Below are 18,636 nucleotides of genomic sequence, written 5' to 3'. Positions count from 1 at the left end.
CCAAACTTCTATTAGGGATCTCCCTACCGTTAATATCTCATAAAAAGTTTTTTATTTATTTTTCGGAAAACTATTGACAATGATAATGATAACCATTATCATTTATTACGAAGCCAACAATTGATGAATCAACCAAACGCTCAGTAACATTGTTACCCCTCTTTTTCATATAGAAAGGCACTGTACATTCCCCCTGTTTGTACAGTGCCTTTCTTGTTTATTATCATTCAAACAAATTTAATTGCTCAGGCTTTGGCTCACCATATGTAATGTTCATCATTTTCATAAGCTGTTTCGCATTATCAGCTGCATCTCCGCCTGAATTATTATTAAATAGTATATATATGTCCTTTGTCTTCTTTTTTAATTGTTCTAGTCTTTCTACCCATTCTTCTAATTCTTTATTATTGTAGCGATATAAACAGCGAACCGCTCTCCAATTCTCTCCTTTATCAAGCCAACCATGAACATTCCGGCCATGAAAACGTATTAACACCATCTCTGCATTCGTTACTTCTAATATGAGCGGTACTGAACCCATCCCTGCCTGTGGCTCATCACAAATTGTATGAATCCATTTCTCCTTTTCCAAAAACTGTAACGTCTTATCTCTCATTTCTGGATAAAACCATGTTTGATTTCGAAATTCTATCGCACACGGCAAACCTTCCATTTTTTCTTTCGTATATCGAAGAAAATCCACATTTTTCTTTTTACAATCAAACCATGGTGGATATTGAAATAAAATTGTTTTTAATTTATCAGCTTCTATTAAAGGAAGAATAGATTGTTTGTACACATCAAACATCTCATCAAACGTAGAAAAAGGGATTTCACCTTTCATATGTCCTGTCATTCCTTGATATGCTTTTACGATAAAAGAAAAATCTTTCGGTGTTTCCATTGCCCATTTTGTATAGTTTCGTGCAGGTTGCATTGCATAAAATGAACTATCCACTTCGACTATAGGAAAATACTCACTATATGTTCGTAATTTATTTCTATTTTCATAGGGGTCTATATATAAAGAATCATGATCTCCCCACCCTGTCACTCCAATGAAAAGCAAAATATATCCCTCCCTTTTCAGCTTCATCTTCTATTCATTCTACTCACTTCCTGAACACTTCGACCAATCAATTTCATTAAGTAGTCCCTTCTTTAAGAGTCTCCTTATAAAAATATGATATACTAGATGGAAGAATTTTTAAATTGAGGGGTTATTTATTTATGCTTCCAAACGATGATATTGTATCTCATGAAAAACGAATAGAAGAACTAGAAAATAAAGTACGTTTTTATGAAAAACTTGTGAATCAATTACCACATCATTTCACATATAAAAATCCACATATTGGTTTACAAATAAAGAAAACGAGATCGACTCATTCCATTCAAAACATACCAAAAGAGAATAAAGAGGCTGATTTTCAACTTACTTGCGATTCATTGTTTTTATTTAAACAACTTGAAACATACTTTGTTCATATTTTTGATGCTTTTTCACATCATGTAACCTTTGTTGATAGTAAAGGAAATATAACTTTATGTAATCAAGCTGCCGCAGATGATTTTGGTGTAGTACGAAATGATATAATTGGGAAGCCGATTCAACAATTACTAAACTTGCCAGAAGAAAAAATTAAAGCACTTGAAACATTAAGAACGGGCACTGAAATATATAATGAAGAAGTTTTAGACAAAAACTATGGCATTTTAAATAACCGAATTATTCGTGATTATAACGGAGAGATTTTTAGAGTTATTAGTGTTTTTCATTATTTAAACACAGAACGTGATGCAGAGAAATTTTCGTTAGCAGGGCGAATCGCAGCTGGGATTGCACATGAAGTACGCAATCCTCTTACAACCGTACGAGGATATTTACAATTTTTGCAAGAGAGTGTTTCTCCATCTAATAAAGAACTATTTAAAAACTTACTTATTCCTGAATTAGATCGCGCAAATAGTATCATTACAAAATTTTTATCTATTTCAAAAACACGCGAATTTACAAGAGAACCGTTTCCTATTAATACATTTTTACGTGAGTATATTCAACAGTTACTAGCTAGTGAAGTCTTTTTACATAACATTTCAATTGATTATAATTTTTCTACCGAATTAGATGATGTATTAGTCCATATTGATCGTCATGAACTTGTACAAGTTTTTTTAAACTTATTCCAGAACGCTGTCGATGCTCAAGGTGAAAACAAACTTTCTATCCAAATCACTAGTTACCGCCTAGATAATTTTGTTCGTATTACTTTCACTGATAATGGGATTGGTATTCCACCAGCCATTCAAGAATATATCTTTGATCCATTCTTCTCAACAAAAGATTCCGGCACAGGGCTCGGCTTGTCAGTAACGAAAAAAATTATTCAAAATCATAATGGTACATTAAAAATGACTAGTAATGAAGATGGTACAACTTTTACTATTTCAATTCCAATCCTACCTAAAACAGCCCTTGAAAGATTAAATCAATACAAATAAAATCCAATCCACGAACTGCATGCCAATTGTTAAATCCCTCAACAGTTGGCATGCAGTTTTTTTATGTTGAACTTTTCTTCTTTAAATCATATAAAACTTTCTCTATACTTTACTTATTTGTGCTAGGTAGGCCAATTTCTTATTTTTTTAGAAATAGTAGTTTGTCCATCACGAATTTAGTTTAAATTTCATTTTAATATATAGTAATGACTATTAATTCTATGAAAGAAAGGAATGAACAGATGAACAATAAAAATAAAGGAAAAGTATTTTATGGTAATGATTGTTGCGAAGTCAGAGCTTGCAGTCATATTAACATCTCTAAGTCCGAACTTACAGAATTCGTTAGACTTCTTCAAGCTCTTGGTCAAGCTATTCAAGCTGTCTTTCAAAACCCTTCTCAAGCTAATATCGATAACTTGATTGTTGCCCTAAATAACCTACAAAAATTCCTCAATTGCTTAGATTTGTCTCCTGCCCAAAAACAAATTGGAAATTCTATTATTGCTAATCTATTAACTATTTTAAGAACAACACCTTTCTCATGCGGAGCATTGTACGTTGAGCTACAAAGCTTGCTTAATTATTTATTGTATATCGCTAAGTTATTCAAAGTAGATTGTTGTACGATCGACAAACTAGTTAGACTCATAACAGAGATCCAAACTATCCTAGTTCAATATGGATCAGGTTGTCTTGGAGGTGGAGGAGCAACAGGCGCTACTGGTGCTACTGGTGCTACTGGTGCTACTGGGCCTCAAGGACCGGCGGGTGCTCAAGGTGCTACTGGGCCTCAAGGACCAGCGGGTGCTCAAGGTGCTACTGGACCTCAAGGACCTCAAGGTGCTCAAGGACCAGCAGGTGTTCAAGGTGCTACTGGGCCTCAAGGGCCTCAAGGTATTCAAGGACCAGCAGGCGCTACTGGTGCTACTGGTGCTCAAGGACCTCAAGGTGCTCAAGGACCTGCAGGCGCAACAGGGGCTACTGGTGCTCAAGGTGTTCAAGGACCAGCGGGGGCTACTGGCGCTACTGGTGCTCAAGGTATTCAAGGGCCAGCGGGGGCTACTGGCGCAACAGGGGCTACTGGTGCTCAAGGGCCAGCGGGCGCAACAGGGGCTACTGGTGCTCAAGGTGTTCAAGGACCTGCAGGGGCTACTGGCGCTACTGGTGCTCAAGGTGTTCAAGGACCTGCAGGGGCTACTGGCGCTACTGGTGCTCAAGGTGTTCAAGGACCTGCAGGGGCTACTGGCGCTACTGGTGCTCAAGGTATTCAAGGACCTGCAGGGGCTACTGGCGCTACTGGTGCTCAAGGTATTCAAGGACCTGCAGGGGCTACTGGCGCTACTGGTGCTCAAGGTATTCAAGGACCAGCAGGCGCTCAAGGTGCTACTGGACCTCAAGGACCTGCAGGGGCTACTGGCGCTACTGGTGCTCAAGGTATTCAAGGGCCAGCGGGGGCTACTGGCGCAACAGGACCAGCGGGTACTCCAATTCCTGTAACTATCGCAGCAATCGGAAACTCTAATCCACAAACCATATCCCCTGGAACAAACATCCAATTCAACCAAGTTTTCGAATTAACTAACATCTCTTTCAACGATACTTCAGATACTTTAACAATTTTAGAAACAGGCGTATATGATATTAGTTTCTCAGCGTCTACAACTTTCCCAGGATCTTCACCATTTGGATTCGGTATTTCATTCAATGGCCAACCACCTACTCGTAATTTCTCAACTAACGTTATCGGTAGTGCTGTTTCTTTCTCTACAATCGTTACTTTACAAGCTGGTACAACGATTGCTGTACAGCCTACAGCAAACACAATTTCTATTCCTAACACAGGTGATACAACTGCAACACTATCCGTATTCCGAATTTACTAATTTTCAATCAATAAGTATATTTATAATAATATGTATCGTTTAACCGTGCATTAAATCTCTCTTTATATAGAAAGGAGCACTTATTTGGGAGGATAAGTGCTCCTTCTTTACGTTTCTTTACCTCAAATTTACTCTATCTTAATCCTCATTTTGTATGATAAATAGTGAAGTCAAAGATATGAAAGAGGGATGAAAATGAGAGTTATGTCACTAATACGCATTTGGTTTGCTCTTATGGTATGCATTATTTTATGTGTAGGATTTTTTTTAACTCTAAAATATTCCACTATATCAAAAGCAGAGAGAAAAACTGTTCCATACAAACTTTTGTATACAAAACAAAGCAACATCCCTTATTCAAATGCCACAACGAATGAAAAAAAAGTTATAAAAGGAATGCTTATTACGCAGGCTTCTAGTTCCGAAGCATTACTCCAAATTGCTGAAACGATTAAAGATCAGTATACAAATAAAGAAATTGATGAAATCACGCTTTCTATCCATAATGAAAATAATGGTAATTACGAAGAAGAAATACCTTACGAACCTATTAGTAAAGGCAAAATAATCGTCACGTACGATTCTCAATCCTTTGGCAGTACGAATGTTACATTTAACGAGTAATACCATTTATCTCAATTGCTATGGGCTAACAACTAGTAAAGATAGATAAAACTCTCCACCAATTAAAGTTTCACTTAATTTCTCATACAAAAAAAGGCGAATTTCGTTATTCGCCTTTTTCTTTTACCAAAATGATGGAATCCACTCTTTCACTTTATCAAGCCATTCTTGTTGCTCTTTTTTTCTTTGTTGTTCCTCTTCTTGCCTTCTCTTCTCTTCTTCTTTTCTTCGTTTTTCCTCTTCAATTGTATTCAATTGTTTTTTATAATCAGCCTCAGATATGAGCGATAACTGGAATGCTTTTTGAGCTGGATTGGCATTCGCTTTTTTCATAATATCCCGGAACATTGTCGTCGTAATTTGACTCCCACCTGGAACATAATGATCGCTATCTGTTTTATCATATCCTACCCAAATCGCACCTACTAAATCTGGTGTATATCCAACAAACCACGAATCCTTTGCACCGTTGCTTGGTCCATTTACAATTTGAGTAGTCCCTGTTTTACCTGCTGTATCGACATTATTAACTTTCGCCTTTTCGCCCGTACCCTTTTCGACAACACCTTTTAATAAATATGTCATCTTTTGAGCAATTTTCTCGCTCGTCACCCGTGTCTCTTTCTTATACCACTTTCCAATTGTTTCACCTTCAGCATTTTGTATCTCCCTAATCGCATGAGCTTCCACTTGAACACCGTCATTTGCAAATGTACTGTATGCTTGAGCCATTACAAATGGAGAGGTCCCGACATGCATCCCGCCTAAAGCAATTGGGTACGTACGATCTTCTGGCACTAACGGAATACCAAATCGCTCTAAAGACTTCAATCCTTTATCTAATCCAATTTGCTCTAATAGCCAAACAGCTGAAACATTGTACGACTTTGCCACAGCTTCATACATTGTCACATCACCGTGAAAAGTATGATCGCTATTTTGCGGTTTATATTCTTTAATATTAAATGGTTCATCTTTTAATACATCGTACACTTCATACCCTTGCTCTAACGCTGGTACATATACAGCCAGAGGCTTTAACGTTGAGCCAGGTTGTCTTTTTAATTGGGTTGCATGATTAAACTGTAAAAACTGATACGGCCCTCTGCCTCCAACTAACGCTGGTACACCACCTGTTTTTGGATTCATAAGAACTACACCTGTTTGCATAAGTTGGTCTGAGCCACTATCTTTGAAATAACCATCATTATTCACAACGTCTTCTACAGCCTGTTGTTTTTTCGGATCAAGCTCTGTATAAATACGATAACCACCTGCTAAAATTTCATTTTGTGTTAATTCGTACTTGTCCATCGCTTCTCTAACAATATAGTCTACATATTGAGAGTACTTCCCCTTGTATTTATCATCAACACCACGTTTTAACACAAGACCGCTCTCTTTTTCTTTATTATACTGTTCGTCAGAAATATATCCTTGCTCTTTCATTAAACTTAATACAACATTACGTCGTTCGATTGATTTATTAAAGTTTTTATAAGGCGAATACGCAGACGGTGCTTTAATCAAACCCGCAATCGTTGCAGCCTCTGAAATTGTTAAATCTTTTACATCTTTATCAAAATAAGACTTAGCTGCCCTTTTTATACCCCAAGCTCCTTCACCAAAATAAATTTGGTTCATGTACATTTCGATAATTTCATCTTTCGTATACGTACGTTCTATTTTTTTTGTTAAAAAATATTCCTTTATTTTACGCGAGAACGTACGATCTTGTGTCAGAAATACATTTTTCGCAAGTTGTTGTGTAATTGTACTCCCACCTGCTACAACTTCTCCTGCTGTAATATTTTTAAAAACTGCACTTATAATTCCACTATAGTAAATACCATGATGGTTAAAAAATTCCTTATCTTCTACTGCAACAATTGCCTGAACCATAATATCAGGAATATCTTTCCTCTTAACACCTTCTGTTTTAGAAGAAGCTAATTTAGTCGCAACTTCATTATTTGCATCATAAATTAAGGTCGGTTGTGGAACAGCTTGCTTTAATTCAGATATGTCTTGAATAGAAATTATTATATTTATAGCAATAAATAAAGTAGCAAGTAAACTTCCTAATACAATTAATGAATTACGAAGTTTCTTCCTCTTGTTGAACCACTCCTGCATTTTTTTTAAGTGAGTGTTCTTCAATTTCATTCGTTCACTTCCTTCGTTTGTTTACACTCTTCTTTTCAAAAGGAAGAATCTACCTCCTTTTAAATTTATTATAATAACGTAGTCTTTCCTGTAGTGTAAAGCTTTTCTTTCACATTCATACTTTTTGCAAGAAAAGGACATTCTACAAGTAAGATATTCAATATTGATTATTAATATTATTAATACAACAATGAGAGTTATGTTAAGTTTTTGTAAACTTTTCGATAAAATGTTTTAAAAAACGACAGTTTTTTGTTAGAATTGACTAGCCAATATATTTTACATATATTACTTTTGTGGGGGTAACTAATAATGGTCTTTAAATCAAAAAAAGATAAATTTTCTGAAATGTTAATGAATGTTTCCGAAAATTTAAAAGAAGGCGCGCAGTTTTTCGTGGAGTATAAAATTAAAAATGCTAGCGATTTAAAAGAGTTTTCTATGCGCATGAAAGAGTATGAGTCAAAAGGTGACTCATTTATTCACGAAATCATTATGGAGCTAAACAAAGCGTTTATTACTCCTATTGAACGTGAGGACATCCTACAACTTGCAATGAGTATGGATGATGTATTAGACGGATTAGATCATAGTGCTGGTCTATTCGAAATGTATTCTATTACAGAAGCTGATGAATACATGATTAAATTCGTTGAAGCAATTAATCAATGTGCGATTGAGATTGCAAATTCTGTTGAACTACTGTCTAAAAAGAAATTAGTCGACATTCGCACAAATGCGATTAAGATTAAGGATTACGAATCACAATGTGATGATATTCGCCGTCATGCGATTAAGCACTTATTCTCTCGTGAGAAAGATCCGATTAAGATTATTCAATACAAAGAGATTTACGAAGAGCTTGAAGAAGTAGCGGATAGCTGCCAAAGCGTTGCAAACGTATTAGAAACAATTATTATGAAGAACGCATAAGGAGTTTGATCATGGATACACTCTTGATACTGACCGTTTTAGTAGTCATTTGCGCTTTAGCTTTTGACTTTATCAATGGATTTCACGATACAGCAAACGCTATTGCAACGGCTGTTTCAACGAAAGCTCTAAAGCCTAGACATGCAATTATTATGGCAGCTATTATGAACTTTTTAGGTGCGATGACTTTTACAGGTGTAGCAAAAACGATTACAAAAGATATCGTTGACCCATTTGCCTTGCAAAATGGTTCTCTTGTAATTTTAGCTGCTTTGCTTGCAGCAATAGCTTGGAATTTAATTACTTGGTACTACGGTATTCCAAGTAGTTCTTCGCATGCGATTATTGGCTCAATCGCAGGTGCAGCTATCGCTGCTGCTGGTATTAGCTCGTTAAATCTTAAAGGATTCATAAAAATTCTTGAAGCTTTAATCATTTCACCGATTATCGCTTTTGTTATTGGTTATATCGTATACAGTATTTTTAAAGTAGTCTTTAAAAACTTTAACTTAACGAAAACGAACAAAAACTTCCGTATATTCCAGATCTTCACTGCCGCATTACAAGCTTATACACACGGTACGAACGATGCGCAAAAAGCAATGGGAATCATTACGATGGCTCTTATGGCCAATAACTATCATACTTCTAGCGACATCCCGTTCTGGGTACAATTATCTTGTGCAATCGCAATGGGTCTTGGTACTTCTGTCGGTGGATGGAAAATTATTAAAACTGTCGGTGGACAAATTATGAAAATTCGTCCTGTAAATGGTGTAGCAGCCGATTTATCATCATCACTTGTTATTTTCGGTGCAACATTTATTCACTTGCCAGTTAGTACGACGCACGTTATCTCTTCTTCTATTTTAGGGGTTGGTGCTTCTCACCGTGTAAAAGGTGTAAAATGGGGAACTGCAAAACGCATGTTAATTACTTGGGTTATCACACTTCCTATTTCAGCTTCATTAGCTGCTTTATTTTACTCTTTATTACACTTAATCTTTTAATTAAAAGTCGTCTTCCTTATTTTTCTAGGAAGACGACTTTTTTGTGAACAAACCTTTTTCTCTTTAAAAAGCGTGTATAATAATTGGTGGATAAGTTATATAGAGGAGTTGGCAATTTTGGAATACATCATGTTACTTTTCATCGGGCTAATCGCCGGGACAGTCGGGAGCCTAGTCGGACTTGGTGGCGGAATTATTATTGTTCCGTTATTAATCGGATTACACAGTCTATCACCACAACTTGCAGTAGGAACTTCAATGGTAACAGTCGTTTTTACAGGACTATCTTCCACCCTTACTTATATGAAACATAAACGAGTAGATTACAAAAGTGGTCTTATTTTATTTATCGGGAGTGGCCCTGGTGGTATCATCGGCTCATGGGCAAACAAATTTTTAAACCAAGATACATTTTCTTTATATTTTGGGATTTTCCTTATTTTTGTCTCCATCCTTCTTATGTTACGAGACAAATTAAAACCCCTTTCTTTATCAAATATGACTGTAATTAAGCGTTCTTTTACAGATAACGAAGGAAACACTGTACACTATCAATTTCCACCGCTTCTCGCTATCTTTATCGCCTTTATAGTTGGTTTTATATCTGGTTTATTTGGAATTGGTGGCGGTGCCTTACTTGTTCCCGCAATGATGCTCCTTTTTGCATTCCCAGCACATATTGCTGTAGCAACTTCGATGTTTATCGTATTTCTATCAGCAATTGTAAGTTCTGCAACTCACATCTCCCTTGGAAATGTCAGCTGGATTTATGCATTAATTCTTATTCCTGGTGCATGGATCGGTGGAAAAATCGGGGCTTATATCAATACAAAATTGAGCGGTAAGGCCGTAATTAATTTATTACGTATTACATTAATGATTCTCGGAACTAGATTAATTATTACTTCTTTTTTATAACGCGTTCTTTTTAGAATGCGTTTTTCTTATACACATGAATATAAAAACCCTCCTAAGAGAACAAATAAAATTAAACAAACACATAATAACATATAATTGGAAATATGTATTTTCTTCAAGTTGACCACTCCTATAACTGCGACTGTTATCTTTATGATAGCGAAAAAATAATTCACTTGCAGTTACAAAGTGCTAACAATGCAAAATCATTTATTACAAATTTTATCCTTATATTTCATTTCTTTGTATATTCTATCGGTTTAATAAAAAAAGATGTCATATTGACATCTTTTTTAATGAAGAAGTGACCATCCCATAAAATCCTCATGTACTTGGCACGCCCTCTTATCGTTTCGATCATATAATTCAGCATAACTATCTGTTTCTTCATCATAAGCCATCGTATAAATAATTTGGCCGTCTACTTCAACGGATAACACGACTCCACCTTTCATCTCTTCTACATGAATGATAGCATTCGCCGGAATTCTCATATCCGTCATTTTTATCGCATCTAACAATATACTAAACCCCCTACAGCGTATTCATTGCTAGTACTATTACACACTAAATAGTATACTACTGTAATAGCATATATTTCGTCAATGAAATTGCAGTTTAAATAGTATATTGTCTTTATACCTATACGCTAAAATAGAAGATATAGAAATGTTTAAATTGGGGGGCTAACATTGATTCTACATAAGGGAGACGTACTATTCCGTCAAGGCGAGGATGGTCCTTTATATTTTATAAAAACAGGTTTATTAAAAGTAGTAAGAATAGAAGAAGATGGAACACCGTTTTTATTCAATATTATCGTTCCAGGTGAAACGATACCTCACCATTCTTTAATTTCACCAAAGGAATATCACGGTACAGCAATCGCTTTAATAAAAACAGAAGTTGAACCTATAATTAGTAATGAATGGTACGATCAACTCCAGGCAAATCCTGCATCCTATGCAAATATCGCTATGCAATTACAATCCAAATTAAGAATGATGCAACAGCGTATCGATCAATTGACAACCGTCTCTCCGAAAGAACGTCTTCATCGTTTACAAGAGTGGTTCACACTATATTTAGGTGACATTCCAATATACGAAATATTAACACAAACCGAAATTGGTCAACTGATTGGTATACGCCGCGAAACAGTAAATCGACTATTACGAGAACAAATAAAAAACGAGGTAAAATAACACCTCGTTTTTTTGCTTATTCAAGCCCAATCTATTGTAGGCTTGCTGCTGGACCGAAAAATTCATAATGAATATGCTCTTGTTTCACATCTAACTCAGTTAGTGCAGCATTTATATGCTTCATAAATGCTACTGGACCACAGAAATAAAACTCTGCTTCAATTGTCGGAATAATAGTTTGTAACCATTCTCTTTCAACGAAACCTTCTTTATCAAAGTTCTTCATTTCTAAATCTTTTTCAGTTGGTGCAGAATAACAAGTATATGCTTTAACTTGTTCGTATTCATTATCTACTGCCTTAACGTGTTCTTTCATTGCATGTGTATTACTATTTATCGCTGCATGAACAAAATACACATTACGTTTTGAGTCTTGTTCAATTAACGTATTTAGCATACTCATCATTGGTGTAATACCTACTCCACCACTAATTAGTACAACTGGCAATGTTGAATCCATATTTAATACGAAATCTCCTGCTGGTGCACTTACTGGTAACATATCCTCTTCTTTTACATGATCATGTAAATAATTAGATACTTTACCATCTGGTGTATCTACACCTTTTTCTTTCTTTACACTAATACGATAATATTCTTTTCCTGGAGCATCTGATAAGCTATATTGACGATTATGTGTATATGTTTCACCTTCAATATTTATTTGAATCGTTACATATTGTCCTGGAATGAATGAAGAAACTTTCCCTCCATCTTCAGGTTTTAAATAAAATGACGTAATAACATCGCTTTCCTTCACTTTTTTAACAACTACAAAGTTACGGAAATCTTTCCATCCACCTTCTTTATGTGCCGCTTGTTCATACATCTCTGCTTCAATGCTAATGAATGCATCAGCAATGACACCATAAGCTTCTCCCCATGCATTTAAAACTTCATCTGGTGCACCTGCGATCTCTTTAATTGCACGTAGTAAACATGTACCTACAATCGGGTAATGCTCTGCTTTAATACCTAAACTTCTATGCTTATGACCAATTTGTTTTACAACTGGAATAATAGCTTCTAAATTATCAATGTACGTTGCAGCTGCATAAACAGCATTCGCTAGCGCTTGTTGTTGTCTTCCCTTTTTCTGATTTGTATGGTTGAAAATATTCAATAACTCCGGATGTTCCGAAAATAAAATTTCATAAAATCTCGTTGTAATTTCAACGCCTTTTTCTTGTAATAATGGTACTGTTGACTTTACGATTTCAATTGTTTTTTTACTTAACATTGTATCCCACTCCTCTATTTCCTTAACTGTTTTTAGTTTAACTGAATTGTATAATACAGATTGTGATTTTAATCACTATTAACACGGTGTTTTTGTGAAAAATATATGAACATTGCATTTACAAAAGAAAATAAGCCAACTAGAATGCTAGCTCGCTTATTATTTGGACTGTATAGCTTGTTCAATTACCTTTATATCTTTCCCTTCTCCAAACTCCGTATACCCCCAGATGTTCGTTTCACCTCTATATTTATTTACGATAATATCTAAGTCATGGTATACACGATGTGCATAAACTACATACTCAATATTTTGGAGTTTTACACCTTTTTTTACAATTTCATAGCTTCTATTTACATCGCGTTTTATTTTTTCATTCTTTATGTCTGTATGTATATTTTTTAACGATAATTCTTGTTGTTGAAACCATTGTTTAAATTGGCTCCAGTCCCCTTCTGTATAATTCTCTGCTTTACCATAATTTAAGAAATTATTATAACTTTCATGTGTCATACGAATAAAATCTAGTACTTTTGTCTCTTCTTGCACATCTTCTATTTGAGCTATTGTATTTACCTCTGCAGGCTTATTCGCATAATGTAACAGCACTTTCATAAGACTATAGCTCGCAATGATCATCACGATAATAATCCCGAATACACTTAACAATTTCTTCATATACAGAACTCCTTCTCTACTAAAAATATTACAACGTATGACTATACTTGTAACATTCTCTCGTAGAAATATAATTCCTGTATAAATTCTTCCTATCATTTCGACAATATTCTTCTATACATTTCTCGTTGGCAAATATTCTTGTAAAACAATATATCCTTCATAAACTGTATAACCAAGTATAGCCATTAATCCGATATAACAAGCAAATACCGTCCATTTCGTTTTCGTATCCACTTTATAATAGTTCTCCTGTTGTCTCTTTTCTGTAACCCATTCCTATAATTTTATTTCTGACAATTCCAATGCTTCTCTTATATGAATTGTATGTGTTTCTTTTTCATCTTCATATGGGACGTAATCCAGCTGCCCTAACTTTGGTAATAGATACTCTAACACTTCAATCTTTTGAAACTCTCCTGTTTTTAATTCTTTCTCTCTTTCTTTTTACCTTAATACATTTATTTCATGTTGCATCATATATATATTTCGATGTACTGCACCCGTTTCTTTTAACTTCTCTTCAAGCCTTGCAACATATTCTTTCATTCCTTCAATTCTATATCCTAATTCCTTAATTGGCCCATCTAACGGGGACACTGGAATTAAATTAAAGAAATTAATCATGCTTCCAAGTAAAATAATGAGCGCCCAAAACAGCTCTTTCGTTATCATGTAAAGTGGAATAGCCGGTAAAAATGAAAGTAATCCAAAAAGAGGTCCCATATAGGCATATATACGCTTCATCTTTTGCATTTTTCGGCATCTTCCTTCATTCCAATAAGAGCTCCCATAAACGGGATAAAGATCACGGGCGATGTTGGTATCCCTTTTCTTCTTGCCGCCCATAAATGGCCCATTTCATAAACAAACAACAAATAAATGAGTGCTACTCCAAATTTCCAACCATAAATAACCGCGTATACTCCAAGCGATAAAAACATACTAAATACCGTTGAAAACTTTGCTAATTTAAAAATTGCAAATACCCACTTTAACTTAGAAAGTAAAAATAGCCCTATTGCAACAATAATTCCCCATAATCCTTTTTTATTATTTTTCATATTCCTCTCCTTTATCTCTCATTCATGAATCATCTTCATTCATCAAAACTTGTTGTTTTCTCTATTACGACATATTTTTTTCTATTGTTAGAAATAATGTTTATTTAATCCATTTTTAGACAAAAATATAAATAAAAGGAGGTGCATATGAATGAACTTACAATCTCTCATAATAGGTGTTCTATCGTTTTTAGCTTCAACTCTTATTTTTTATACCGTTAGTTACGTATTATTATTAGATTTGTTGCCCAATCATGTCTTTATCACTCTTATCATCCTTTCCGCTCTTATGATTTCTTTTCTTATTACACGAAAATCAATGAATGAGCCATCTGCAAAAGCAAAGTAATAGAGAGGGGGGTTCCCCTCTCTATTATCATTTCCTAGGAAAGGCCATATAGACTTTACAAATTACATTCATCCCAATCCGTCAGGGCTAATTAAAGTTTCACCTTATCTTTGTAAATTCATTTTTTCACCATACTCTTTAACAATTTGAATGATATTTTGAAAAACACCTATTTTTTCTTTTTTACTATTTAATATTTTCAAATCATAATTTTCATAATATGTTTCTAATGACTTTAATTGTGATTCTGAAGCATCTTTTACCGGAACAGTAGCATGCAATTCATACTGTTTATACCCTTCCTTTACCTTTTCACCTGAAATTTTTTCGCTTTCTTTTGCTCCAATTAATTTTTGAACTTTTTCTGGGAAAATAACTTGCAAATAATATTCTTGTTCCTTCTCTAACTTGTTGTATAATGATTGTGAAATCGTATACCGTACCATATAATTCACTTTTTGATCGCCTGCTTTAATATGGAACGTGGTAATCTGCAAATCTTTTTTTGTTACTTCTGTTAAAGGACCTACCTGCACCTCATCTTCTTTTTGTTCTGAAACATTTGGAAATATAGCCAAAAGCTTTTCCGTATCTTTTTTATTCAGCATATACATAGCTTTCTTATGTTGTACCCATCCTCTTCTGTCTTCCCCTCTTAGCCATGCATAATATGTTTCTTTTTTTCCATCTCTACTAATTTGTATTTCATATTCAGGTTCACCAAAGCTACCTGTTATTTCTTGTTTCTCAGCTTTATCCATAATGTCTATTACTACCTTAGCTTCTGATTCCTGTAATTTTTTCTCTGTATGTTTTTTTTGTATAACGGTTACCCCTATTGTTTCTTTCACTTCATTCACCGTCTCTTCCACTTTTTTTGTTTCTTTTTTTTGCTCAACTTGACTACAAGATGCTAGTAACATAGCAAATAACAGCAATACATATTTCCTTTTCAACGTAATCCTCCTTTTACAATAAGAAATTCTTATAATCTTCATATAAAAAACAAAAACGTGACACACTATAAAATACGCTATACTAAGCATTGAAAGGAGGTTTTTTCATGTCCATTAATTTTCACGACGCAAATAATAAATACACATACGCACAGCGAAACGCCCATATTTCTTGGGTGGAAATGATAAAAAACATTACAAATATACAAAACAAGCAAATAATTGATATCGGCTGCGGGGGCGGGATTTATACGCAAGAACTTGCTCTTATGGGAGCAGAAAGTGTTGTTGGGCTTGACTTTTCAAAAGAAATATTACAGTCTGCAAAAGAAAATTGTAGCGGCTTTCCAAACATTTCATTCATTCACGGCGATGCACATAGCGTCCCATATCCTAATGATACATTCGACATTGTTATTTCGCGCGCAGTTATTCATCATTTACAAGACATTCCTACATTTCTATGTGAAGCTTCTCGCATATTAAAGAAAAACGGTGTACTTATTATACAAGACCGAACCATTGAAGATTGTACAATTCCCGGAAGCCCCGAACACATTCGTGGATATTTTTTCTCTATCTTTCCAAAACTCATTGAAATAGAATCGAAAAGACGGCCAGAAACCACCACGATACAACAAGAATTACAAAGACACTTTCTTCACGTGTTCCCCACTCAAACACAATGGGAAGTACGAAAAATACATGATTCTGTAGATGCATTGCTACAAGATTTATCACCTCGAACAGGTAGATCTATTCTATACGAATTAACAGATCATGAACTTTCTCAACTTCTACAACAGATCCAGGCTGCATTACAAAACACCGCTCCTATTATCGAAAGAGATCGGTGGACAATTTGGAGCGCCTTGAAATTGTAAGGAAGGAAGCCTCACAAAATAATGTGAGGCTTCCTTCTTTCATAATCTAATTTTGCAACACTCTTGATATCCTCCACTTCTGGCCTGTGCACTTCCACACTTCGGACATACTAAATATCTAGACTGATTTGTCAACAAACTACCTTTTTGAAAGAGTAAAACTTCTGCTTGTTTAAACGAACGCGAATAATATAACCACATAAAACCAATTATAGCAATAATGCCAAATAATACTCCCATCGCAAGCATTCCAGTCACCTCTTTTGGTTTGTTCTTTCCAGCAAGTGGATTGTTGTATTATTCTCTGTAAATTCAAACAATACCTTCTTTGCTCCTATAAATATCAACTTTCTCCACAATTTTTACAATTCCCTACAAATTTTTACTCTCCTTTTACAATCTAACTTACATCACCCCTTCACTTCAAAACAAAGCAAATTACTTTTGATATTTCTCCATATAAATATATATTTTCAAAAAAATATTGACTTTCGCAAAAAAACATGCAACAATACTGTCAGAATACTTGAATAAAAATTCATTGACGAGAACGAGTACGTTATAGGACTGTCCCCCAGAGAGTTGGCGATTTGCTGAAAGCCAACGTTCAGTGCGTAGCCGAAAATCATCTCCGAGAAGTAGAACCGAATGTTACAGTAAGTTCTTACCGGCTGTCCCCCGTTACAAGGAACACGTATCATGTTGTACGTTGCAGAGCCGTATACATATAGAATCATTTCTACATGTATAAATTAGGGTGGTATCGCGGGTAAATATAACTCGTCCCTTTCTTTAGGGACGAGTTTTTTGTGTTCTTACAAATGAATTAAAAAAAGGAGGAAAAACAATGAACACTGTATCAAAAAAACATATCTTTTTCACAGGTCTTATGCTATTTTCTTTATTTTTTGGGGCAGGTAATTTAATTTTCCCTCCCATGCTTGGACAAAATGCAGGTGAAAACTTTTGGCCGGCAATGATTGGATTTTTACTAACAGGAGTCGGTTTACCATTATTAACTGTTATTGCAATTTCTTTATCAGGAAACGGTATGCAACAACTAGCAAGTCATGTTCATCCATTATTCGGAATATTCTTCACGGTAGTTGTATACATCGCAATCGGTCCTTCGATGGGAATTCCACGCGTTGCAAATGTCGCTTATGAAATGGGCGTTAGTTCTTTTTTACCAGAAACAATTCGCTCTAGTAACCTAGCACTATTTTTATACACGGTCATCTTCTTTGCTATCGTATTTTGGCTTAGTTTAAATCCATCTAAACTTGTCGATCGCATTGGAAATATATTAACACCTATTTTATTACTCTCTATTTTCTTATTATTTGCTAAAAGTGTATTTACACCACTCGGGCAATCCGGACCAGCAATGCAAGAGTATCAAACTTCTCCAATCTTCAAAGGCTTTATGGAAGGATACTTAACGATGGATACCATTTCAGCACTTGCATTTGGAATTATCGTTGTAAATACCATTCGCTCTAAAGGTGTGACGGATCGTAAGTCCATTGCCATCGCAACAGCGAAAGCAGGACTTATTGCCGCTACCGGTCTCGTACTTGTATATGGTGCACTTGGCTGGCTCGGTGCAACTAGCGTCTCGCTCGGATACGCAAAGAATGGTGGACAACTACTTACTGTAATCGTACAACAATTATTCGGGCCATACGGCTTACTTCTACTAGCTCTGATTGTTACACTCGCTTGCTTAACGACATGTGTTGGACTCGTATCCGCATGTAGTCAATATTTCTCAACATTATTTACAAAATTTTCATACAAAATGTTTGCAAGTATCATTTGCGCTTTAGGGTTACTAGTTGCTAACTTAGGTTTAACAAAAATCATTTCCATCTCTGTTCCAATTTTACTTGTTGTATATCCAATTGCAATCGTACTCGTTCTACTATCGTTACTGCATAAATACTTCGGCGGATATCGCTCTGTTTATGTAGGTGCTTTAATTGGTGCAGCTGTAGTGAGCGTATTTGATGGATTAAAACAAGGTGGTATTTCAATTTCATATATCACACCATATTTTGAATTTATCCCTTTATATAATGAAGGAATTGGCTGGCTAATACCAGCATTAGCCGGAGCTCTTATCGGCTTTACAATCGCTAAGCTAAGAGGTGCGAAAAGAGTACCCTTACTTACCCAATCTCATGAAGTAAAAGCATCCTAAAAAACTCCCTTTCGGGAG

At 35.2% G+C, this 18,636-nt stretch carries 17 protein-coding genes, 1 pseudogene and 1 other annotated feature; of the genes and pseudogenes, 10 read left to right on the top strand and 8 right to left on the bottom strand.

Features of this window, described 5'->3' with window-relative positions; all coding sequences use genetic code 11:
- Positions 1 to 223: 223 nt before the first annotated feature.
- Complete coding sequence (locus ATN06_RS07605) at positions 224 to 1,069, bottom strand: DUF72 domain-containing protein (RefSeq protein WP_060630144.1); 846 nt, start codon at positions 1,067 to 1,069, stop codon at positions 224 to 226.
- 161 nt (positions 1,070 to 1,230) lie between these two features.
- On the opposite strand from ATN06_RS07605, the gene ATN06_RS07600 reads away from it, so the two are divergent.
- The 3 genes from ATN06_RS07600 to ATN06_RS07590 all read left to right on the top strand — a co-directional run bounded on the left by ATN06_RS07600 (position 1,231) and on the right by ATN06_RS07590 (position 5,012).
- On the top strand, positions 1,231 to 2,502 hold the full coding sequence (locus tag ATN06_RS07600; protein ID WP_060630143.1) for an ATP-binding protein: 1,272 nt from the start codon (positions 1,231 to 1,233) through the stop codon (positions 2,500 to 2,502).
- A 242-nt stretch (positions 2,503 to 2,744) separates the two neighbouring features.
- On the top strand, positions 2,745 to 4,388 hold the full coding sequence (locus ATN06_RS07595) for a Gly-Xaa-Xaa repeat protein (RefSeq protein WP_060630142.1): 1,644 nt from the start codon (positions 2,745 to 2,747) through the stop codon (positions 4,386 to 4,388).
- 195 nt (positions 4,389 to 4,583) lie between these two features.
- Entirely contained in the window at positions 4,584 to 5,012 is a 429-nt protein-coding gene (locus tag ATN06_RS07590) for a hypothetical protein (RefSeq protein ID WP_060630141.1), read from the top strand.
- A 123-nt stretch (positions 5,013 to 5,135) separates the two neighbouring features.
- Here the strand turns inward: ATN06_RS07590 and ATN06_RS07585 are convergent, their stop codons facing one another.
- Positions 5,136 to 7,178 carry a transglycosylase domain-containing protein gene (locus ATN06_RS07585; protein WP_060630140.1) on the bottom strand — a complete coding sequence of 681 codons (2,043 nt, stop codon included), beginning with the start codon at positions 7,176 to 7,178 and terminating at the stop codon, positions 5,136 to 5,138.
- Between the two features lie 312 nt (positions 7,179 to 7,490).
- Between ATN06_RS07585 and ATN06_RS07580 the strand changes: the two genes are divergently transcribed.
- The 3 genes from ATN06_RS07580 to ATN06_RS07570 all read left to right on the top strand — a co-directional run bounded on the left by ATN06_RS07580 (position 7,491) and on the right by ATN06_RS07570 (position 10,039).
- On the top strand, positions 7,491 to 8,111 hold the full coding sequence (locus ATN06_RS07580) for a DUF47 domain-containing protein (RefSeq protein ID WP_000231446.1): 621 nt from the start codon (positions 7,491 to 7,493) through the stop codon (positions 8,109 to 8,111).
- 11 nt (positions 8,112 to 8,122) lie between these two features.
- Positions 8,123 to 9,121 carry an inorganic phosphate transporter gene (locus ATN06_RS07575; protein ID WP_060630139.1) on the top strand — a complete coding sequence of 333 codons (999 nt, stop codon included), beginning with the start codon at positions 8,123 to 8,125 and terminating at the stop codon, positions 9,119 to 9,121.
- A 117-nt stretch (positions 9,122 to 9,238) separates the two neighbouring features.
- Positions 9,239 to 10,039: a sulfite exporter TauE/SafE family protein gene (locus ATN06_RS07570; RefSeq protein WP_060630138.1), complete on the top strand. Its 801-nt coding sequence runs from the start codon at positions 9,239 to 9,241 to the stop codon at positions 10,037 to 10,039.
- A gap of 293 nt (positions 10,040 to 10,332) precedes the next feature.
- Here ATN06_RS07570 and ATN06_RS07560 read toward each other — a convergent pair whose 3' ends face one another.
- Positions 10,333 to 10,560, bottom strand: a complete 228-nt coding sequence (locus ATN06_RS07560) for a hypothetical protein (RefSeq protein ID WP_000882907.1) — start codon at positions 10,558 to 10,560, stop codon at positions 10,333 to 10,335.
- Positions 10,561 to 10,731: 171 nt separating this feature from the next.
- Between ATN06_RS07560 and ATN06_RS07555 the strand changes: the two genes are divergently transcribed.
- A complete protein-coding gene (locus tag ATN06_RS07555) occupies positions 10,732 to 11,244 on the top strand; it encodes a Crp/Fnr family transcriptional regulator (protein ID WP_060630137.1) in 513 nt (170 codons plus the stop codon).
- Between the two features lie 31 nt (positions 11,245 to 11,275).
- On the opposite strand, the gene hmpA is transcribed toward ATN06_RS07555, so the two are convergent.
- The 3 genes and pseudogenes from hmpA to ATN06_RS07540 all read right to left on the bottom strand — a co-directional run bounded on the left by hmpA (position 11,276) and on the right by ATN06_RS07540 (position 14,226).
- On the bottom strand, positions 11,276 to 12,484 hold the full coding sequence (gene hmpA, locus ATN06_RS07550; RefSeq protein WP_060630136.1) for an NO-inducible flavohemoprotein: 1,209 nt from the start codon (positions 12,482 to 12,484) through the stop codon (positions 11,276 to 11,278).
- Positions 12,485 to 12,643: 159 nt separating this feature from the next.
- On the bottom strand, positions 12,644 to 13,162 hold the full coding sequence (locus ATN06_RS07545) for a hypothetical protein (RefSeq protein ID WP_060630135.1): 519 nt from the start codon (positions 13,160 to 13,162) through the stop codon (positions 12,644 to 12,646).
- A 114-nt stretch (positions 13,163 to 13,276) separates the two neighbouring features.
- Positions 13,277 to 14,226: pseudogene (locus ATN06_RS07540) on the bottom strand (site-2 protease family protein).
- Between the two features lie 151 nt (positions 14,227 to 14,377).
- Here ATN06_RS07540 and ATN06_RS07535 point away from each other — a divergent pair.
- A complete protein-coding gene (locus ATN06_RS07535) occupies positions 14,378 to 14,575 on the top strand; it encodes a hypothetical protein (protein WP_060630134.1) in 198 nt (65 codons plus the stop codon).
- 104 nt (positions 14,576 to 14,679) lie between these two features.
- On the opposite strand, the gene ATN06_RS07530 is transcribed toward ATN06_RS07535, so the two are convergent.
- Complete coding sequence (locus tag ATN06_RS07530) at positions 14,680 to 15,531, bottom strand: YhfM domain-containing protein (protein ID WP_060630133.1); 852 nt, start codon at positions 15,529 to 15,531, stop codon at positions 14,680 to 14,682.
- A gap of 107 nt (positions 15,532 to 15,638) precedes the next feature.
- Here ATN06_RS07530 and ATN06_RS07525 point away from each other — a divergent pair, with 107 nt between their 5' ends.
- Positions 15,639 to 16,415: a class I SAM-dependent methyltransferase gene (locus ATN06_RS07525; protein ID WP_060630132.1), complete on the top strand. Its 777-nt coding sequence runs from the start codon at positions 15,639 to 15,641 to the stop codon at positions 16,413 to 16,415.
- A gap of 39 nt (positions 16,416 to 16,454) precedes the next feature.
- On the opposite strand, the gene ATN06_RS07520 is transcribed toward ATN06_RS07525, so the two are convergent.
- Entirely contained in the window at positions 16,455 to 16,664 is a 210-nt protein-coding gene (locus tag ATN06_RS07520; RefSeq protein WP_000880630.1) for a hypothetical protein, read from the bottom strand.
- A gap of 283 nt (positions 16,665 to 16,947) precedes the next feature.
- Positions 16,948 to 17,206: a binding site (T-box leader), on the top strand.
- Positions 17,207 to 17,262: 56 nt separating this feature from the next.
- On the opposite strand from ATN06_RS07520, the gene brnQ3 reads away from it, so the two are divergent.
- Positions 17,263 to 18,618, top strand: coding sequence for a branched-chain amino acid transport system II carrier protein BrnQ3 (gene brnQ3, locus ATN06_RS07515; protein ID WP_060630131.1), 1,356 nt, complete (start codon positions 17,263 to 17,265; stop codon positions 18,616 to 18,618).
- Positions 18,619 to 18,636: the final 18 nt, after the last annotated feature.

Origin of the sequence: Bacillus thuringiensis, assembly GCF_001455345.1 — a bacterium.
Classification (GTDB): domain Bacteria; phylum Bacillota; class Bacilli; order Bacillales; family Bacillaceae_G; genus Bacillus_A; species Bacillus_A thuringiensis_N.
The sequence above is the reverse complement of the archived record's forward strand: the minus strand, read 5'-3'. Positions and strand labels throughout refer to the sequence as shown.